Below are 19,123 nucleotides of genomic sequence, written 5' to 3'. Positions count from 1 at the left end.
AGGGAAGGGCGACGTTTTGGCAAACGATACAAATGGTGCGATGGGTGCGAGCGGTGCTGCCGGCGCCAAGGCCACGCCGCTCATCGAGTTTCGCGACGTGGTGTTTTCCTATGCGGGCCATACGGTGGTCGATAGCGTGTCGCTGCAGGTTAATCGCGGTGAGCTGGTTGCGCTGCTTGGACCCAACGGCTGCGGCAAGACGACGATCATGCGGCTTATCAACGGCCTTGAGCTTGCGGATGCGGGTACGTACCTGTTTGATGGACATGTGGTCGATGCGGCATATCTCAAGGATTCCGCGATGGCCCAGCGGTTCCATCAGCGCGTGGGCTTCGTGTTCCAAAACGCCGATGCACAGCTCTTTTGCGCCACGGTCGGCGAGGAGGTCGCGTTTGGCCCGGCTCAAATGGGGCTTTCGGCGGACGAGCTCGGGCGCCGCGTCCGTGATGCCATGGGGCTGTTTCAGGTTGCCGATCTGGTCGATGCTTCGCCCTATCAGCTTTCGGGCGGGCAAAAGAAGCGTGTGGCGCTGGCTGCCGTCGTGTCGATGAACCCCGATATTCTGGTGCTCGACGAGCCTACCAACGGACTTGACGAGGAATCTTGCGACATCGTGGTTAACTTTCTACTGGCTTATGTTGCTGCCGGTAAGACGGTCTTGATGAGCACGCATCATCAGGATTTAGTACGACGTCTTGGGGCCCGTGCGATTTATATCGATCGATATCACCACGTGGTCGAGGCTCCCGTGCCATCATATGGAACCGAAAACGGTGCAGCAGAATAGTTGCCGCATAGTGGGGTTGCGGCCGCGCACGTGACTTGCTGCGAATGGTATAGTTATCCGGGTTTTTACGGGGGTAGCTATGCCAAGCTGGAATATTCATATCGCTCAGACGGAACGACTTCTGGCGCGTGCCGGCGCGCTTGCCGATAACGTGCGCGACCGCAATGCCTTTTTGTTTGGCAGCGTGGTTCCGGACATTTTTGTGGGGTACATGGTTCCCGGTATTGCCGACCCCATCCCGTATCGCATCACGCACTTTGCCAAGCCCGAGCCCATTCCTAAGCCACGCGAGCATGAGTTTTGGGACACCTATGTGGCGCCGTTGCTTAAAGGTGCGCCGGCGGGTGCGCCGGCTGCAGCGACCTCGATTGTCGAAGAGCGTGAAAGGCTCAATCGGGTGCACTATCCGCAGCGCTACAAAGACGCCGAGCCGGTTGACGGCCCCGGCGCCGCCGAGTTTTCGCTCGCGCCCGATGACGTGGCGCAGTCGCTGCTCGATTTGACGCTGGGCGTTTGGTCGCATCTGGTGGCCGATACCGTGTGGAACACGCGCGTGAACCAATATCTCGAGGCGCGCGGCGGCAAGCCGTGCGAGGAGTTCCGCATTAAGAAGCAGGGAGACTTTGACTGGTTTGGCAAGACGCTCGGCATCGTTTCTATCCCGCGTGCGACCGATCGCCTCTATACCGCGGCGGCCCAGTTTGGTCAGTATTCGATTCCACAAGAGTATGTGCTCAAGACCATTGGCGTTATGCACGAGATTGTGCGCGAAAACCCCGGCGATCCGGATCATCCGCCGTACCGTCTGCTGACCGAAGAGTTCTTTGACGCAACGTTTACCGAGGTCGTCGAGCTAACCGAGGCGGGTTTTGCCGCCCGCGTTGCCGCTTCTGACGTCCCCGCAGTCCCTCTGATCGCTAGCTGCTAGCTGACCGGCTTAACGGTGAACAGTTCATCCCAATCGACCAATAGCTCCCGCCGAAGGGTTTCTGCGGCAGTGAGTTCCAGCTTAGATTTTGGAACGTAAGGGAGCCCCGCCTTTTTATGAATTAGCTCGGCGATGCAGTTAAAGCTCTTCGTGTCCTTGATTTGATCATAGGTTATCTGGATAGCGTCATAGCCCATGCTTGTGAGGGCGGTGATGCGCTCGGCATCGGAGAGGCTCGCGGCTTCGCTGTCATGGGCGGAGCGGCCTTGGCATTCCAGAATGACGCCCATGCTGTCGGTGCTGCTCTCTATGAGGATATCGGCGTAGCAGCAGGTTTTGTCATACAGTGAGCGCGCGGCGTCGCTGAGTGGGATGCGCACGTTGTTTGCGATATTGATGCCCATGCCGCCCTCGTTGCGGGGGAGCGAGACAAGCATGGAGGTCTGTACTTCGAAGGGCGAGGCGGTCTGTCCCGTCATGTGCTCGGCCGCCCAGCGCAGTTGTTTAACGCCGCGCAGGCCTGCGGCCTGCTTGGCGAACGCGGCGATATCCGCTGCGGAAAGAAGCGGCGTGCGCTTCCACAAGTTGGTGTCATTGCCCTTGGTGTCGACAACACGTTTCCAACCACAGTCGGGCGGAATGAGCTTAAGCGAAATTGCTTCATCGAGCTGCTGCTGCGCCCGTTTACAAGGCGTGAACACTGCAAAGGAGCCGCACATCTCGTAGCAAGCCATGAGTAACTGGTTGCGTGAGACCTGCGTAGCAAGGTTGAGCAGCGTAAACTCGGGCGACGTGACATCAAATCCATGCTCAGTCTGCCTAAACGACCCAGGAGGCGGCTCTTGGGTTAGCAGACGGCTATGAAATAGCTTTCCGTTCGCGCGCTGTTTTCTTTCGCCCACGAATCTCCAGACTGGTGTGCCGAGCAAGTCTTTAAATACTGGTTGTTTTGAGTAATGCACCAAGCGATGGTCATGGTCGGGCGGCAGGATTGCCGGATAGAGTCCCAGTATCTGGGGCGGTATGCGATAGTACTGAAAAGCCGTGGGTCCGCAGGCAAGAAATGACATAGCGATCCGATCGTTTGAGCGTAGTTTGGGCTAGAAAAGCTATCGGTTTCGGAAGTGCGGGGAAAAAGACAAACAGGTCAACCACAAGCGGTATTTAAGTCAACTTTATCAGGGGTTTTGTTGAAATAAAAGGGCTTGTGCTCCGGGGTAGGCAATTTTTCCCCGCACTTCCGAAAACGTGGTCGATTTAGACCTTGCTAAAACGATTTATCAGCCCTGTGTGAGGTGTGGGTTTGCCACCGGGCGAACACTTTTAGCGCTTGGGGCTTTATTTTTTGGGCCTCGGAGGGCGGATTTCGCGCTTTTGGTAAAGAAATGGGTGCGTGTCATGCCGTGCGGTAGGCATCGGCGCACAGAAAAAGGGCCCGGAAGGCAAAGCCTTCCGGGCCCTTTGCAATGCAAGCGTGCTAGCAAGTGCGATTTAGCGCACCTGAGCGACGTAGGCGACGTTGGTCGAGGAAACCTTGTCCTCAAGCTGGACGCTCATACGGGGATCGCCGGCGGTAGCGACGGTCAAATCGCCGGCCTCGACGTAGCCGAGCTCCTTAGCGGTCTCGATCGCCTTGACGATCGTGCCGTTGACGGTGCCCTGGGTAATCTCGGCCTTGTGCGGGATAACGCCCCAGTACATGATCATCTGCTGGACGGCCCACTCGTGGCGGGAGAACGCGCAGATCGGCATGTTGGGACGGAAGTGCGAGATCAGGCGAGCGGTACGGCCGGTGGTCGTCGGCACGGTGATGCACTTGGCGCCAACGGTGGTGGCCATGTTCACAGCGGACATACCCACAACGTTGTTGACGACGCGGGTGCCGTGAGCATCGGTCGGAACCTCGAGCGGAGCGTGAGCCGGGAGGTACTTCTCGGTCTCGAGAGCGATGCTGGCCTGCATCTTGACGGCCTCGACCGGGTACTTACCGGCAGCGGACTCGCCGGACAGCATGACGGCGTCGGTACCGTCGTAAATGGCGTTAGCAACGTCGGCAACCTCGGCGCGCGTCGGGCGCGGGTTCTGCTGCATGGAGTCGAGCATCTGCGTAGCGGTGATAACGGGCTTGTAGGCCGCGTTGCACTTGGCGATGATCTCCTTCTGGATGTGCGGAACGAGCTCGGGCTTGATCTCGATGCCCAGGTCGCCACGGGCGACCATGATGCCGTCGGAAGCCTCGAGGATCTCATCGAAGTTCTCGACGCCCAGGGCGCACTCGATCTTCGGGAAAATCGTCACGTGCTCGCCGCCGTTTTCGCGGCAAAGCTCGCGGATGCCGCGGACAGACTCGCCGTCACGGATGAAGGAAGCGGCGATGTAGTCGATGTTCTCGGTCAGGCCAAAGAGGATGTCCTGACGATCGCGCTCGGTGATGGCGGGCAGCGAGATGTTGACGTTGGGCATGTTGACGCCCTTGCGCTCGCCGATCAGGCCGTCGTTCTTGACGACGCAGGTCATGTCCTGGCCGTCGACGGACTCGACCTCGAGAGCAACCAGGCCGTCATCGATCAGGATGAGGGAGCCCTTCTCGACCTCGGAGGGCAGAGCCAGGTAGTCGAGGGAGATGTGCTCAGCGGTGCCGTGGAAATCCTCGGACGTGGGCTGAGCGGTGACGACGATCTTGTCGCCGGTCTTGACGGCAACCTTCTTGCCGTCGACCAGAAGACCGGTGCGGACCTCGGGGCCCTTGGTGTCGAGCAGGATGCCGACGGGCATACCGAGCTCCTTGGAAATACGACGGACGCGCTCGATGCGACCGTGGTGCTCGTCGTAGGAGCCGTGCGAGAAGTTAAAACGGGCGACGTTCATGCCCGCCTTGATCATCTCGCGGATGGTCTCGTCGCTATCGCAGGCGGGACCCATGGTGCATACAATCTTAGTGCGCTTGTACATTCAGACCTCCATCTGACATCGTCTTGCGCTGATAGATAAACCATAAGAAATAAAACTGAGTTGATTATAACGAAATACCGACCGAATACCCCAAAAAATCGACCGTATGCCGAATTAGAAGTTCATTTTTTACGGGAAAAACGGTATATGAAAAAACTTTACCAACCGCTCTAACCGCTGCTATCTGGGTGATATTTTAGTTTGGCGACGCGCCTAAGAAAAAACGTTTTATCAGTATTGAGCATCACACGGTCCGCATCGTTGCATACGGACCATATTTCCAAATGGATTGTTTTGGCTAGACGCGTCGCTTTGGGGTACCATAGCTCCACTATCAACTGCCGCTCAGCACGGCAGCCTTGATGAGCCCTTGCCCTTCTCCTGGGAATTATGATCGGGCATCAATCTGCTGAGTGGCCCGAATCCCAGGAGGGGACTCTATATGCAAAAGGAATACCTGTCCGCCGCGGCGGAGGTGCTCAGCGACCAAGGTGTCGATGAGAACCTCGGCCTGAGCAACGACGAGGCGTCGTCGCGCCTCGCCAAGACAGGCCCTAACAAGCTTGAGGAAGCCGAGAAGACGCCGTTGTGGAAGCGTTTCTTTGAGCAGATGGCCGACCCCATGGTCATCATGTTGATCGTTGCCGCCGTTATCAGCGCGCTCACGGGCATGGTTAAGGGCGAGGCGGACTTTGCCGATGTCGCCATCATCATGTTCGTCGTTATCGTCAACTCGGTGCTGGGCGTGGTCCAGGAAGCCAAGAGCGAGGAGGCCCTCGAGGCCCTTCAGGAGATGAGCGCCGCGCAGTCCAAGGTTCTACGCGACGGCAAACTCGTGCACCTGCCGAGCGCCGAGCTCGTACCCGGCGACGTGATCATGCTCGAGGCGGGCGACTCCGTCCCGGCCGACTGCCGCGTGCTCGAGAGCGCCACGATGAAGATCGAAGAGGCCGCGCTCACCGGCGAGTCGGTGCCGGTCGAGAAGCACGCCAACGTGATCGAGCTTGCCGCGGGCACCGATGACGTGCCGCTCGGCGACCGCAAGAACATGTGCTACATGGGCTCCACCGTTGTGTACGGCCGTGGCCGCGCCGTCGTGGTCGGCACCGGCATGGATACCGAGATGGGCAAGATCGCCGGTGCCCTGGCCGAGGCCAAGGAAGAGCTCACGCCGCTGCAGGTGAAGCTCGCCGAGCTCAGCCGTATCCTCACCATTATGGTGATCGTCATCTGCGTCGTGATCTTTGGCGTCGACATCGTCCGCCACGGCGTGGGCAACGTCCTTACCGACCCGACTGCCCTGCTCGACACCTTTATGGTCGCCGTCTCGCTCGCCGTCGCTGCCATCCCCGAGGGCCTGGTCGCCGTCGTGACCATCGTGCTGTCGCTTGGCGTGACCAAGATGGCCAAGCGCCAGGCAATTATCCGCAAGCTCTCTGCCGTCGAGACTCTCGGCTGCACGCAGACCATCTGCTCCGACAAGACCGGTACCCTTACCCAAAACAAGATGACCGTCGTCAAGCACGAGCTCGCTGCGCCTAAGGAGAAGTTCCTGGCAGGCATGGCGCTGTGCTCCGATGCCCAGTGGGACGAGGAACTGGGCGAGGCCGTGGGCGAGCCGACCGAGTGCGCGCTCGTCAACGATGCCGGAAAGGCGGGCCTCACTGGTCTGACTGCCGAGCACCCGCGCGTGGGCGAGGCCCCGTTTGACTCGGGCCGCAAGATGATGTCCGTGGTCGTTGAGACCCTGGACGGCGAGTACGAGCAATACACCAAGGGCGCGCCCGACGTGGTGATCGGCCTGTGCACCCACATCTACGAGGGCGATAAGGTCGTCCCCCTGACCGAGGAGCGTCGTGCCGAGCTCGTGGCCGCCAACAAGGCCATGGCCGACGAGGCCCTGCGCGTGCTGGCGCTGGCAAGCCGCACCTACACCGAGGTCCCGAGCGACTGCAGCCCCGCCGCGCTCGAGCACGACCTGGTCTTCTGCGGCCTGTCCGGCATGATTGACCCGGTCCGCCCCGAGGTCGCCGACGCCATCCGCGAGGCCCACGATGCCGGTATCCGCACCGTCATGATCACGGGCGACCACATCGACACCGCCGTGGCCATCGCCAAGCAGCTGGGTATCGTCACCGATCGCAGCCATGCCATCACCGGTGCCGACCTCGATCGCATGAGCGACGAGGAACTCGACGCGCACATCGAGGACTACGGCGTGTACGCCCGCGTCCAGCCCGAGCACAAGACCCGTATCGTCGAGGCTTGGAAGTCGCGCGACCAGATCGTGGCCATGACGGGCGACGGCGTCAACGACGCCCCGTCCATCAAGCGTGCCGACATCGGCGTTGGCATGGGCATCACCGGTACCGACGTTACCAAGAACGTCGCCGACATGGTGCTTGCCGACGACAACTTCGCCACCATCATCGGTGCCTGCGAAGAGGGTCGCCGCATCTACGACAACATCCGCAAGGTCATCCAGTTCCTGCTTTCGGCCAACCTTGCCGAGGTGTTCTCGGTGTTTATCGCCACGCTCATCGGCTTTACCATCTTCCAGCCGGTGCAGCTGCTGTGGGTGAACCTGGTCACCGACTGCTTCCCCGCGCTCGCGCTGGGCATGGAGGATGCCGAGGGCGACATCATGAAGCGCAAGCCGCGCAACGCCAAGGACGGCGTCTTTGCCGGCAATATGGGCCTGGACTGCGTGGTCCAGGGCTTGATCATTGCCGCGTTGGTGCTGGCGAGCTTCTTTGTGGGCGTGTACTTTGACATGGGCTACATCCACATCTCCGATATGATCGCCGGCGTCGCCGACGAGGAAGGCGTGATGATGGCCTTCATCACGCTCAACATGGTCGAGATCTTCCACTGCTTTAACATGCGCAGCCGTCGCACGTCGCTGTTTAAGATGAAGAAGCAGAACAAGTGGCTGTGGGCCTCTGCCGCGCTGGCGCTGGTGCTGACGGTGATCGTAACCGTGCAGCCGACGCTTGCCGAGATGTTCTTTGGCCCCGTGACGCTTGAGCTCAAGGGCGTTATCGCCGCGCTGGGCCTTGCCTTCCTGATCATTCCGCTGATGGAGATCTACAAGGCGATCATGCGCGCAGTCGAAAAAGAGTAACGTTCCTGTCCGGGCCCGACCGCCTGCGGGGTTTCCACGGGCACGTCCTCGCCGCTTTGCGGCTGCGGGATGTGCCCTTAGGAAACCCCTCCCGGCGGGCGGGCCCTGCGGCATCCTTGCTGGCTTTTCTCCCGCGCGGATGATAAAGGGCTGAGGGAAAGTTTGTGAGCCGGTCGAGCGTTTGCTCGACCGGCTCTTTTTGAGTTAGGGCTTTGCCCGGCCAGCTTTTTTTGATTTAAAATACCTGCTCAGTTGTGATTTGTGGTGCTGGGAGGCGCTTGTGGGCAAGGCTAGGGCTAAGGCGAAGAAAAAGACGACGGGGGCGCGGGCCAAGCGTGATCGTCGTCGGAAGCTTGCGACCGAAGCCCCCGCGTCTGCTGAGGAGCTGCTGGCGAGCGTGCCGGGACTCGATGCGCTGCAGGATGTTCCGGCGTTTGGCGATCTGCCGGTCGCCGCGGCTCAGCAGGCAGCATTTGACGATTTTTGCGCCCAAGCCGAGGAGCCCGAGCAGATGCAACTGGGCGCCGTGGTGCGCTTAGATCGCGGGTTTCCGCTGGTGGTGACGGCCGACGATACCTTTCGTGCCGAGCATGCCGTGGGGTTTGCCAAGTCGCGCGGCGAGGACGAGGTACTGCTGCCGGCTGTGGGCGACCGTGTGGCGGTGCGTCGTGCACCCGGGCACGACATGGGCGTAATCGAATGCGTCCTGCCGCGACGCACGAGTTTTGAGCGTTGGCGTGGCCGCGCCCGCGGCGAGCGTCAGGTGCTTTGTTCCAACGTGGATAGCGTGCTGATCGTGCAGGCACTTGGCGCCGGCGAGGTGCTGCTCGACCGCGTGGCGCGCTCGCTGGTTTTGGCGCTCGACTGCGATGCCGAGCCGGTGGTGGTGCTTACCAAGGCCGACCGCTGCGAGGCCGCGGAACTCGAGCGCGATCTGGATCGCGTGCGCCGTCTGGTGGGCCCGGACGTGCGCGTGATCGTGACGTCCTCTGCCGAAGGCCGTGGTTTGGATGAGGTGCGCGCCTGTGTTCCGGCGGGAACGTGCGCCATGATCCTGGGTGAGTCGGGGGCCGGAAAGTCGACGCTGCTCAATGCGCTGCTGGGCCACGATGCGCTGGCTACCGGTGGTGTGCGCGAGCGCGACGACCAAGGCCGCCATACCACGGTCGCGCGCGTGATGGTGGCGCTGCCGGGCGACGCCGGCGTCATTGCCGACGCTCCGGGCCTGCGCAGTTTGCCACTCGTTGGTCACGAGCGGGGCCTAGCGCGTGCCTTCCCCGAGATCGTCGAGGCGTCGCGTGCGTGTCGGTTTGGCGACTGCACGCATACCCACGAACCGGGCTGCGCCGTTCGCGATGCCGCCGATGCCGGGCAGATCGATGGCCTGCGCCTGGAAACGTTCCAAAACTTGGCGTCATCCATGCGTGTGAGTGCCCAAATGCTCGATCCCGATGTCCATCTGTAATTGAATTTATCTATGACAGCCGTCTTCCAACTGTGCGGGAGGCGGCTTTTTTACTGGCGATGCGCCCTTAAATGAGCGTTTTGCCGACGCGCTGACCAAAACCTTGCCGCGGGCTTGACGGGTTGGTCAGCTCTTGGCTGGTAATTGGTTTGACACTTAAAACCAAGATGGTGATCGCGCTGTTTTGTTGCTTGGCCGCTCGGACAATAGTGGTACGGGCATCCCATCCGCCCAGTGCTGTCTTGAGAGGAGCTGCCGTGAACAAGAGCAAGCGCATCGCCATCAGTCTGGCAGCGGGCGTGCTCGCCGCGGCACTCTGCATGGTTTACGGGTCATCGGTTCGTTCGCGGGCTGAGCAGGCCCAGGCCAAAACCTTGGCCAAATACGGCGGCGATCGCGTCGAAGTTTGCGTTGCCGCACGTGATATCGATGTGGGTGAGACCCTCGACGAGACCAATGTCGTAACCCAAGAGTGGCTCGCGAGCCTGCTGCCGCGCGATGCGGCTACCGAACTGCGCCAGGTGCGTGGCGACGTGACGACCTCGCGTATTCCCAAAAATGCCGTGGTCTGCGATGTCTACACCAAAGCCGAGAGCCATACGCTCGAGGTGCCCAAGGGCAAGGTTGCCGTTTCGGTGGCGGTCGATGCCGAGCATTCGGTGGGCGGAGCCGCAGGCGTGGGCAGCTACGTGGATGTGTACGTGCAAAAAGACGGCGTGACCGACCGGCTGTGCGGCGCGTATGTGATTGATACCAGCGACGAGGCCGGTGCCACGCGCGAAGGCAAGGTCGAGTGGGTGACGCTGGCGGCCGACCCCAAAGATGTCAAGGAATTGCTGGGAGCCTCGGGCAAGGGAACGGTAAGCTTGACGATTCCCGCCACGGCACGCGGCAAAAAGAGCGGAGGCGACGAGTGATGAAAGCGATCTGGCTTGCGTGCTGCGCGTGTGGCGATTACGGACTGCTGCAGCAGGAAGTCGAGGGCCGCGATGCGGGCGCGCAGGTGCTTCGCGTGGGCGACCTAGACGGGTTGGTGTCTATGGCTCGGGCGTTTCCTTCGCGCCGTGGCGCTGCCATTATCGCGGCATCCCTGTTTGATACTAAAGATGTGCGAGAGACCGTAGCGCGCCTGACTGCCGAAGGACGCGTGAGCCGCGTCGTCGTGTTGATAGAGGCGCTCGATCCGTCGGATATCGAGGGGCTGTTTCGCGCGGGGGCGACCGAGGTCATCGCTGCGCACAGCATATGCGGCAGCGGACATGTGGGCGAGGGAGCGGTTGATTCCGATTGGGGCGTGTCGCCTGAGCCCGATGTTTTTGTTGATAGGGAACCCGGGGCGCCTCGCGCTACAAGAGGCCCGCGTGTTGATGATTATGGGAAAGCGGAAGCCGAGCATGTTCGGCGCCCCCCGGGCCCCCTTGCATGTGGTGACGTCGGAGCGTCGGTGCCGTATGGCGAAGACCTCCTGGCCGTAGATATGGGATACGTGCACGGCGTGAGCCTGGCCGATGGACTCGATGAGGTCGAGGGCCTTGTCGCGGGTGATGGCCCGCACGTCGACGTGACAGCGGAATCCCCAGTTCCGCCCCTACCGTTTGAGCAGCCTGCCGTGCCGGCGTGGACGCAGCACTTGGGTGCGGCTGGCGAGACGGGGACGTTGCCGCCCACGTCGTCAGCCCCTGCACCGCTGGCAGACACTGCGTCGACGTCGCATCGAGCTCCGGTCATCTGCGCCATTTCGGGTTCGGGCGGCTGTGGCAAATCGACGATTGTCGCCACGATGGCGCATGCCGCTTCGTTGCTGGGTCTGCGAGCTGCCGTACTCGATTTGGACCTAATGTTTGGAAATCTCTACGACTTGCTGGGCGCCGATGCCCCGCATGACATGGCGACACTTATTGAGCCGTCGGTCGCGGGCGCACTTGCGGAGCAAGACGTGGTCGCTGCATCGATGCGCGTTGCCCCAGGCGTTACGCTTTGGGGGCCTGTCGCAGCGCCCGAGCGCGCCGAGCTCATGGCGCGTCCGGTAGAGCTGCTGCTCGACATCTTGCGTCGTGAGTCCGACGTGGTCCTTATCGATACCTCGGTCTTTTGGGGCGATGCCGTGGCGGCTGCGGTGGCAGCGTGCGACCGTTGCCTTGTCGTGGGTGATGCGGCAGTTTCTTCCGCGACGTCTGCAGCGCGCGTCATTGAGCTGGCGAGCCGTGTGGGCGTGCCGCGCACGCGCATGAGCGCCGTATTCAACCGATTTGGCGCGCGTGGGGCGGACGAGGATGTCGCCATGCGCTTTGAGATTGCCTGTGCGTTGAGCTCCAAGATTCGTATCGCCGATGGCGGGCAGGATCTCGCCGCGCTCATGGCGTTTGGGCGCGCTGACGAGGCAGTGGGGCAGACCAGCGCTTTTGCGACCAGCGTGCGCGAGGCCACGCGTGAGATGCTCGTGGAACTGGGGTGCGCCGTCGGCCCTTGGAGCGATATGGTCGCCGACCGTGCAACGCGCACCGAACGCCCGCGCATCCGCCTTCCCTGGTCGCGTGAGGGTGATTGCCGATGAGCCTGCAAACGAGAATTAAAGCAGCCGGTGCGGCAGCGGCGACGGCACCTGTCGATGTGGGACGGCGCCGTGCGGTCAAGCGCCGCACCAAGCGGGCCGTGATGGACCGCGTGGGCTACGACGAGGTGGCACGCATCAGTGCCTACATCGATCCGGTTCTTGCCCGCTCGGAATTGCGTCCTGCGGTGGAGGCGGCACTCAACGTGGAAGAACCGACCGACCTGGCGACGCCCGAGCGTGAGACCATCATCAACGAGATCTTGGATGACGTGGTGGGCTTGGGCCCGCTGCAGCCGCTCATCGAGGACGACACCGTCACCGAGATTATGGTCAACGGTTGCCGCTCGGCTTTCTTTGAGCGCGGCGGGGTCTTATACCCCATCGAGCATGCGTTTGAGGATGACGAGCAGATCCGCGTGCTCATCGACCGCATCATCTCACCGCTGGGCAGGCGTATCGACGAGCGCAGTCCCATCGTCAACGCCCGCCTCAAGACGGGTTATCGCGTCAACGCGGTGATTCCGCCCGTGGCGATCGATGGGCCGATCCTTACTATCCGCAAGTTCTCGGATCGCATCTGTTCGTTGGACGAGCTTGTGGGCCTGGGGTCGCTGCCGCTTTGGTATGCGCAACTGCTTTCGTGTGCGGTGTCGCTGCGCCAAGATTTGGCGGTTGCGGGCGGTACGGGGTCGGGCAAGACTACGCTGCTCAACGCGCTATCGTGCGAGATATCTACCGGCGAGCGCATCGTGACGATCGAGGATTCCGCCGAGCTCAAGTTCGCGCATCACCCGCATGTGGTTCGCCTGGAGGCGCGCGAGGCTTCAATTGAGGGTGAGGGTGCGGTGACAATCCGCGACCTGGTGACCAACGCCCTGCGTATGCGTCCCGACCGTATTGTGGTGGGTGAGGTACGCGGTGCGGAATGTTGCGACATGCTGCAGGCCATGAACACCGGGCACGATGGGTCGCTCACCACGCTTCATGCGGGCACCGAGCAAGAGACCGTGGTGCGTTTGACGCTGCTTGCGCGCTATGGCATCGATCTGCCGAGCGAGCTTATCGAGGAACAAATCGCTATGGCGCTCGACGGCATCGTGATGTCCGAGCGCCATGCGGACGGCCGGCGTTTTGTGTCCTCCTATTCGGGGGTGCGACGCGGCGCGTCGGGTGGCGTGGAACTCGAGCGCTACGTGACCTTCGATGCCGCCGAGCGCACCTGGACCCTCAACCGCGAGCCGCCGTTTATCGCAGAGGGCTTGCGCTCGGGAACGCTTACACAGGAGGAGGTGGACGAATGGAGGTCGTTGTGCCCCTCGTCGTAGGGGGCCTTGCCGGGTTTTCGGTCGCGACGGTATGCGGAGTGGAGCCTCATGTGCCGAGGGTGCCGCCGGCGGAGCTGGTGCGCCAGACGCTCGAGACGGCGGCAGAGAAGCTGCCGCGTGAGCTGGTGGAAAACGATCTGCTAAAAAAGATCGCCCGTTCGTGGGCATCGTTGGCTCCCGTGCGCCGCATCGGTCTTGTCGTTGAGGATGATGCTTCACGCTTAGCGTTCCTGTTGCTATCGAGTGGCGTCTGCTGCCTTGCGCTTGCCGTGGTGTCGCTATCGCCCATCGGCTTTGTTTTGGGGGCGGTTGCGCCCTTTGCCGCGGGCGCCGCACGCGACATCTTTGACCACCGACGCGAGCAGCGCGATGTGGAGGAAGCCATGCCCGAGGCCTTTACGGCACTTTCCATGTCGCTTGCCTCGGGACATTCGCTGGCCCAGGGCATGCGGTTTGTGGGCGCTCACGCGCAAGAGCCGGTGCATACCGAGTTTCTGCGGGTAGCGGCGGCGATCGACTGTGGCATTTCGGCTGCCGATGCGCTCGACGACCTGCTTGTCCGCATCGACGCCCCCGGGCTTTCGCTTGTCACGTTGGCGCTCAAGGTGTCGCAGCGGACCGGTGCCCCGCTTGCCGATCTGCTGTCCGAGGCGTCGAGCATGGTGGGGGAGCGTATCGAGCTCAAGCGCCGTCTGGATGTCAAAACGTCGCAGGCGCGCATGTCGGCGCATATGGTCGCGGCGATGCCGGCGGGTATGTGCGCGGTGCTGGCCCTGCTTTCGGCAGATTTTCGCTACGGTCTCGCAACGCCGGTAGGCGCCGGCGCCGTGGTTCTGGGGCTTGCCCTTAACGGCGTCGCCCTAATGGTTATCCGGCGCATTATGCGGGTGGAGCTGTGAGCGCCCTGGTTGCCGCCGCGGCTTGCCTGTGCGCCTTCGGCGTATTTGTCGCGACGGGCCTGGAGCGCTCGGATGTGCGCCAGACCATGGAGATTTTCAGGGGCGAGGCGGTGCTGGTCGTTGCTGCGGCCCATTCGGTGATCGATGCCGCTATTGCGCGGGTGAGGGGCGCATTTGGCGTGGACAACTCAGCGCAGGTTTCGCTCGGCGAGGTGTCCGAGATGATCGATGTGGTGCGCCTGGGGCTTTCCGCCGGCCTTTCGTTCGATGCGGCGCTCGAGATCTTTTGCGCCAATCGTCGATCGGCGCTGACTGTTCGGCTTGAACGGGCATGCATGGCGTGGCAGGTGGGCGTGGGAGCGCGCGAGGACGAGTTGTTGGCGGCCGCGCAGGACCTGGACGTGCGGGCGCTCGAGACCTTTGCCATTACGGTGGGTCAAGCGCTCGCCCTGGGTGCCCCGCTTGCCGAGACCCTTGCTGTCCAAAGTCGCGAGATCCGCGCCGCCCATCGTGCCGCGGTCGAGCGCGAGATTGAACGAGCGCCCGTCAAGCTGCTGATTCCCACCGGCACGCTCATCTTGCCGGCACTGCTGTTATCCATATTGGGCCCGCTGCTGGGAGCAGGCGGGATGATGTAGGGAGGAATACATGAACAAAATGGCTGACGTTATGGGTAGGGTTTGGAGCCGGACGCTTTACCGTGCAATGCGTTCCTGTCAACGTGCCAAGGCGCTGGTGCAGGAGGAAAGCGCGCAGGGTACCACCGAGTACGCCATCTTGGTCGGCGTGCTCGTGGTAATCGCGATCATTGCCATCGTTGCATTTAAGGGCAACGTCGAAAAGCTATGGAACGCGATCAAAGACGGCATCAACAGCCTGTAGAAGGCGGGCATTCTGTTGGCGTGCTGCTGGTGCTCGCTTGCCTGATTGTGGCGATAGCGGCGACGCTCTGGGGGCTGAATGCCGTGCGACAGCAGCGTTCTGGGGCCGTCGCGGATGGGAGCTCGGGCGCGGTGGCGCCTCCCGATGACAAAGCACGGGACACGGCCGACAGGGATGCCGCCGTCACGGCACAAACTTTTCTGCGGGCGCTCGACGAACGGGCGGATGCTGCGGCGGGGCCATCTGCGGACAACGCAGTCGCAGCCCGGCTGACATGGGCCGAGGAGCGGCCGATGACCGAGGCAGCGGCGGATATGTTACGCGCCTACCGCGAGGTGCCAACGGCCCAGCTCGCCCTGAGCGGCTATCTCGATATTAAGGGCAACGTATGGGGCGCCATCGTGCGCGATGGGCGCGGCTGGGTCGATATGGTGACGGTTGCCGCGGATGCCGGCGACGCCTCGTGCCGCTTACGCGCGGTGCGCTTGGTTCCGCAAGCATCGGGGTCAAAGGAGGGATCGTGAAATGCTTGACGTTTTGCGCGAGGAGTCTGCCCAATCGACCGTTGAGTACGCCATCGTCACCATGGCGCTGCTTTCCATCGTGCTGGCGATTGCGGGGCTTTGGCGCGCCGGCACCGACGGACGCTTGGCGGCGTTGGCTGCACGGGCGGCGTCCCATGGCGTCGCCTCGACATCGGTTATCGACGCCGCCGCAGGCGCCAAAGACATCGCGCTCTATTGATATCGCGCGCGAGGATTGGGCGCAGTCCACGGTCGAGGCCGCTTTTTTGCTGCCGACGTTTTTGACGCTCATCCTGCTTGCGCTGCAGCCGGTGTGCCTGCTCTATACGCGCGCGGTCATGGAGTCTGCCGCCGCCGAGACGGCGCGGCTCATGACCACGACGACGGCGGAGGACGACGACCTCAAGGAGTTTGCCCGCCGCCGTCTCGCCGCGGTGCCCGATGTCTCGATCTTTCACGCCGGCGGACCGCTGTCGTGGGATATCGAGCTTGGCCGGGCGGGCGCAGGGGGCGTTTCGTCTGTATCTATCGCGGGTGATGTAAAGCCGCTGCCCGTGATCGGCGCGTTCGCGCAGGCCATGGGCAATGTGGGGGGAGGAGGGAATGTTGAGTTGAAAGTCGACGTTTCGTACCGATCGCGTCCCGGATGGCTGGAGGGAGACTATGATTCGTGGATTGCCGCGTGGGATTAGGCGTCGCCTGCTGCGAATGATGCGAGGGCTCGTGTGCCGTTGCCGGTCGAATGCCCGCCGCAAGCGGGGCGGCTTCATGGGCCGCTCCGGTATCGACTTGTTTATCGAGGACGGTGCCTACACTACGCTTTCTTCGGCGGTCGTCATACTTGTGGTGCTTACGCTGCTGTTTTCGTCGACGGCGGCGATATGGAGTATGTCGCGTGCCGGGGATACCCAGGTGGCGGCCGATAGCGGTGCTCTGGCGGGTGCCAACGTGATATCGTCCTACCATACAGCGGCCACGGTGGTGGATGCGAGCATTTTGAGCTTGGGCCTGGCGGGGTTTGCCACAATCGGCACCGGCTTGGTTGCCATGCTGGTGCCGGGTGGGAAAATAGCCGCAAGCGATATGGTCGATACCGGGATTGAGATTATTAAAACGCGCAATAGGTTTGCCAAAAGTGCGTCGGAGGGTTTGCAAAAAGTCGAAACGGCTCTGCCATATCTGGTTGCCGCGCGAGCTACGCAGGCTGTTTCGGCGCAGGATACCGATAACGTGACCTATACCGGCACAGCGCTCGCCGTGCCCAGGACATCGGAGTCGGACTTTGTTGCGCTCAAAGGGTCAGAGATCTCGACCGATGCCATCGAGAGCACCTCAAAAGACCTTGACTATGCTGCCAAGGAACTGAAGAAAGCGTCCGAGAAAACGTCAAAGGCCAAGGAACGCGCCTGGCTTGCGGACTGTGGCGGATCGGATGAGAATGCGATTGGCAAGTACTCATGTATGTGGGAACGCGCGAGGAGCTTGGCAAAGCTATCGGGTGAACAAAACCGCCACTATACTTCGAGTATCGATTGGGAGCCGCAAATCGCCCTAAATCGTGCGAAGAACTATTACCGCCGGCGCCTGGCGAATGAAAGGCCGCTTGGTGGGGGTGTAGAGATGGAAGCGGAGTCTGTCGCGCGCAAAGCGTTTTACGCTTATGCAATCGAAGAACTCGATCACTCGTATATTAAAGATGATGGTGAAAAAATCTTATCCCAGATTCCATTCCTGCCACGCACTCCAGATGAGGTGAAGGGAACCCAGCTCTACACCGATGCCATGTGGCCTACGAGTGATATGGGTGGCAAGACATACCTGCACTATGGGACCGGATGCCCCAACTATAAGAATGGGTCGCCGGGTGGGTTGGCATCCGTCGTCGATTACGATGGCCACGATGTGTGCGAGGAGTGCCAATTTGACGTCGTTGACCTGGGTCGCGCCCTCATGCCTCCATCATTTATCGAAAACGGCTTCGAATACCACTTTGACAAGTTCAAAGACGCCCTGGAAGACTACGTCGAATGTCGCAACAAAGAGCTCGAGCTTATGCGTCAGACCGAGGACGAAGCCGATCGCGCGGGTAATGCGTTTGACCAGGCCATCAAGGCGCTTTCGGGCGAGCGGCCGCGTATCGCCCCGCCCGGCCGAAACGGCGTGGTCGCCTTTGCGGTCTCGGGCGATATGACCAGTCCCGGTAAGCTCAACTCTTCATTCAATAAGCCGGTTACGCTCGGCAGTCGCGGTGCAATCTCTGCCGCGGTCTTGGCTCCCGACAACGCGACGGCGCAAAACAACGTGCTCTCGCGGTTTTTCTCGACACTGGAAGAGCGCTCGGGCGGCGTTGCCGGCGTACTCGATGGCGTCATGGATGTTTGGGGACGCCTGCTTGTGGGATACGGAGACATCCAAGGTTCGGCCGACGAACTTATGGACGAGATGATTAAAGACCTAGGAGGGGGCAGCGGCGCGTTGGGCTCCATTGCATCGTGGCTCGGCGATACCGTTTCGGCGTCCGTGGCGGCGCTGGGTTTGGAACCGTGCGACTTGCGCCTGCGAAAGCCGGTGCTGACCGATTCCGCTAACGTCATTAAGAGTCCGGGGTCTGACATTGCCGGTCTCTCTCAAGCGCAAGACAAACTGCGAAGTATTCCGTTGGGCGTGACCGATCCCAAGGCGCTTTGCGAGGCGTTGGAATATCAAGTCGAACGCACCATTAGCGGTACAGTGTTCACACTTGCGGAGATTCCGTTGCCCGGCGGTGGTTCCATCCCGCTTACCGTCGATGTCGCTACGCTGGCGGGCGCCTTGGGCGGTGGGTCGTAATGAGTATCCGCATGCGTCTGCGCGAGGAGCGCGCCCAGGCGACGGTCGAGATGGCAGTGGTCGCTCCCGTTTTGCTGGCGCTTGCGCTCATCGTGTACAACGTCATGGTCTTTGCCGGCGCCGTTGCGCGCTTCGATCGCGTGGTGCCCGATATCGTGCTGGCGCACGCTGTGGCGCCGGAAGGGGAGGGCGACAAGAGCTCTGTCGATGCCTCGGTGCGTGTCCAGTCCGAGATTAAGGCGGCTATGCAGGGCTATGAACTGCAGGTCGAGGTCTCGAGCGAGCAGAGCTCGGCGTCGTCTGACGGCGGCTTGCTCTCTCTGTCCGGGACGTTTAGGACCTATGCCTGCGTCATGTACTATGAGCCGTGGCCTAGATTGCTCAGCATTGCCGGCGTTTCTCTGGGGACGCCGGCGAAGCTGTCGCACGAGCGCGCGGTTACGGTCGATCCGTGGCGACCGGGGGTGGTCATGTGAGCGCCGTCTTGTCTTATATCGCCTACGCGCGTGCGCTCAATAGGCTCGGTTGGTCGCCGGCAGAGTTTATGGTGGCAGAAACGTTTGGCGCACGCTTGCGCGGCATGCTGGGCCGCGTGCCGATTACGGCTGACGGACTGCCGCTCGTCATGGCGTTTCCGTCCTGCTCTTCGGTCCACACCTGTTTTATGGCTTATCCCATCGACATTGCCTTTATTGATTGCAGCGGCAATATCCTTGCACGCTACGAAAATGTCCGCCCCTGGCGCATGTGCTCCTGTCCCGGTGCTTGGGCGGTGCTGGAACGCCCTTCAATCCTTGTATCGCCCGATGTCTTGCAACGAGTGCAGGCTTGAAGGCCCTGGGCGAAAAACTTCT

At 61.7% G+C, this 19,123-nt stretch carries 19 protein-coding genes; 16 read left to right on the top strand and 3 right to left on the bottom strand.

The genetic code is table 11. The annotated features are described in order from the left end of the window. Positions 1 to 16: 16 nt before the first annotated feature. Together ACTM86_RS04070 and ACTM86_RS04065 are read left to right on the top strand one after the other, a co-directional pair. A complete protein-coding gene (locus tag ACTM86_RS04070; protein ID WP_441015622.1) occupies positions 17 to 787 on the top strand; it encodes an energy-coupling factor ABC transporter ATP-binding protein in 771 nt (256 codons plus the stop codon). A 79-nt stretch (positions 788 to 866) separates the two neighbouring features. Continuing rightward, on the top strand, positions 867 to 1,715 hold the full coding sequence (locus tag ACTM86_RS04065) for a hypothetical protein (RefSeq protein WP_427795218.1): 849 nt from the start codon (positions 867 to 869) through the stop codon (positions 1,713 to 1,715). On the opposite strand, the gene ACTM86_RS04060 is transcribed toward ACTM86_RS04065, so the two are convergent. Next, positions 1,712 to 2,785 (bottom strand): hypothetical protein, encoded by a 1,074-nt coding sequence (locus ACTM86_RS04060; protein ID WP_441015625.1) that lies wholly within the window; start codon positions 2,783 to 2,785, stop codon positions 1,712 to 1,714. The two genes, ACTM86_RS04065 and ACTM86_RS04060, sit on opposite strands and share 4 nt — an antisense overlap. Positions 2,786 to 3,206: 421 nt before the next feature. Next, positions 3,207 to 4,667 (bottom strand): pyruvate kinase, encoded by a 1,461-nt coding sequence (gene pyk, locus ACTM86_RS04055; protein WP_427719104.1) that lies wholly within the window; start codon positions 4,665 to 4,667, stop codon positions 3,207 to 3,209. Between the two features lie 442 nt (positions 4,668 to 5,109). Here pyk and ACTM86_RS04050 point away from each other — a divergent pair, with 442 nt between their 5' ends. Further along, positions 5,110 to 7,791 carry a cation-translocating P-type ATPase gene (locus ACTM86_RS04050; RefSeq protein ID WP_427728430.1) on the top strand — a complete coding sequence of 894 codons (2,682 nt, stop codon included), beginning with the start codon at positions 5,110 to 5,112 and terminating at the stop codon, positions 7,789 to 7,791. 511 nt (positions 7,792 to 8,302) lie between these two features. After that, positions 8,303 to 9,256 carry a ribosome small subunit-dependent GTPase A gene (gene rsgA / locus ACTM86_RS04045; protein WP_441015710.1) on the top strand — a complete coding sequence of 318 codons (954 nt, stop codon included), beginning with the start codon at positions 8,303 to 8,305 and terminating at the stop codon, positions 9,254 to 9,256. A gap of 67 nt (positions 9,257 to 9,323) precedes the next feature. On the opposite strand, the gene ACTM86_RS04040 is transcribed toward rsgA, so the two are convergent. Then, positions 9,324 to 9,527, bottom strand: coding sequence for a hypothetical protein (locus tag ACTM86_RS04040; RefSeq protein WP_195838599.1), 204 nt, complete (start codon positions 9,525 to 9,527; stop codon positions 9,324 to 9,326). Between ACTM86_RS04040 and cpaB the strand changes: the two genes are divergently transcribed. The 12 genes from cpaB to ACTM86_RS03980 all read left to right on the top strand — a co-directional run bounded on the left by cpaB (position 9,514) and on the right by ACTM86_RS03980 (position 19,101). Further along, positions 9,514 to 10,173, top strand: a complete 660-nt coding sequence (gene cpaB, locus ACTM86_RS04035) for a Flp pilus assembly protein CpaB (RefSeq protein WP_370450646.1) — start codon at positions 9,514 to 9,516, stop codon at positions 10,171 to 10,173. The two genes, ACTM86_RS04040 and cpaB, sit on opposite strands and share 14 nt — an antisense overlap. Further along, the gene (locus tag ACTM86_RS04030; RefSeq protein WP_441015628.1) at positions 10,173 to 11,810 is read left to right on the top strand and encodes an AAA family ATPase; all 1,638 of its coding nucleotides are present in this window, start codon (positions 10,173 to 10,175) and stop codon (positions 11,808 to 11,810) included. The genes cpaB and ACTM86_RS04030 overlap by 1 nt, the downstream gene beginning before the upstream one ends. Beyond that, a complete protein-coding gene (locus tag ACTM86_RS04025) occupies positions 11,807 to 13,135 on the top strand; it encodes a CpaF family protein (RefSeq protein ID WP_441015631.1) in 1,329 nt (442 codons plus the stop codon). Before ACTM86_RS04030 ends, ACTM86_RS04025 begins: the two co-directional genes overlap by 4 nt. Beyond that, positions 13,108 to 14,034: a type II secretion system F family protein gene (locus tag ACTM86_RS04020; protein ID WP_441015634.1), complete on the top strand. Its 927-nt coding sequence runs from the start codon at positions 13,108 to 13,110 to the stop codon at positions 14,032 to 14,034. Before ACTM86_RS04025 ends, ACTM86_RS04020 begins: the two co-directional genes overlap by 28 nt. Then, on the top strand, positions 14,031 to 14,672 hold the full coding sequence (locus ACTM86_RS04015; protein ID WP_441015637.1) for a type II secretion system F family protein: 642 nt from the start codon (positions 14,031 to 14,033) through the stop codon (positions 14,670 to 14,672). Before ACTM86_RS04020 ends, ACTM86_RS04015 begins: the two co-directional genes overlap by 4 nt. A gap of 10 nt (positions 14,673 to 14,682) precedes the next feature. Further along, positions 14,683 to 14,916 (top strand): hypothetical protein, encoded by a 234-nt coding sequence (locus ACTM86_RS04010; RefSeq protein WP_427719148.1) that lies wholly within the window; start codon positions 14,683 to 14,685, stop codon positions 14,914 to 14,916. 293 nt (positions 14,917 to 15,209) lie between these two features. After that, positions 15,210 to 15,440, top strand: coding sequence for a hypothetical protein (locus ACTM86_RS04005; protein ID WP_441015640.1), 231 nt, complete (start codon positions 15,210 to 15,212; stop codon positions 15,438 to 15,440). A 1-nt stretch (position 15,441) separates the two neighbouring features. Further along, a complete protein-coding gene (locus tag ACTM86_RS04000; RefSeq protein WP_154517649.1) occupies positions 15,442 to 15,660 on the top strand; it encodes a hypothetical protein in 219 nt (72 codons plus the stop codon). Beyond that, positions 15,596 to 16,132, top strand: coding sequence for a TadE/TadG family type IV pilus assembly protein (locus tag ACTM86_RS03995; protein ID WP_441015643.1), 537 nt, complete (start codon positions 15,596 to 15,598; stop codon positions 16,130 to 16,132). The genes ACTM86_RS04000 and ACTM86_RS03995 overlap by 65 nt, the downstream gene beginning before the upstream one ends. Then, on the top strand, positions 16,104 to 18,269 hold the full coding sequence (locus ACTM86_RS03990; RefSeq protein ID WP_441036916.1) for a hypothetical protein: 2,166 nt from the start codon (positions 16,104 to 16,106) through the stop codon (positions 18,267 to 18,269). Before ACTM86_RS03995 ends, ACTM86_RS03990 begins: the two co-directional genes overlap by 29 nt. Beyond that, positions 18,269 to 18,745 (top strand): hypothetical protein, encoded by a 477-nt coding sequence (locus ACTM86_RS03985; protein WP_441015649.1) that lies wholly within the window; start codon positions 18,269 to 18,271, stop codon positions 18,743 to 18,745. The genes ACTM86_RS03990 and ACTM86_RS03985 overlap by 1 nt, the downstream gene beginning before the upstream one ends. Next, positions 18,742 to 19,101, top strand: coding sequence for a DUF192 domain-containing protein (locus ACTM86_RS03980; protein ID WP_441015652.1), 360 nt, complete (start codon positions 18,742 to 18,744; stop codon positions 19,099 to 19,101). The genes ACTM86_RS03985 and ACTM86_RS03980 overlap by 4 nt, the downstream gene beginning before the upstream one ends. Positions 19,102 to 19,123 lie beyond the last annotated feature (22 nt).

The sequence above is a fragment of the Collinsella sp. HCP3S3_E11 genome, from assembly GCF_052067375.1.
Taxonomy (GTDB): domain Bacteria; phylum Actinomycetota; class Coriobacteriia; order Coriobacteriales; family Coriobacteriaceae; genus Collinsella.
Note: the sequence above shows the minus strand (reverse complement) of the source record. Positions and strands in the feature narration are given on the sequence as shown.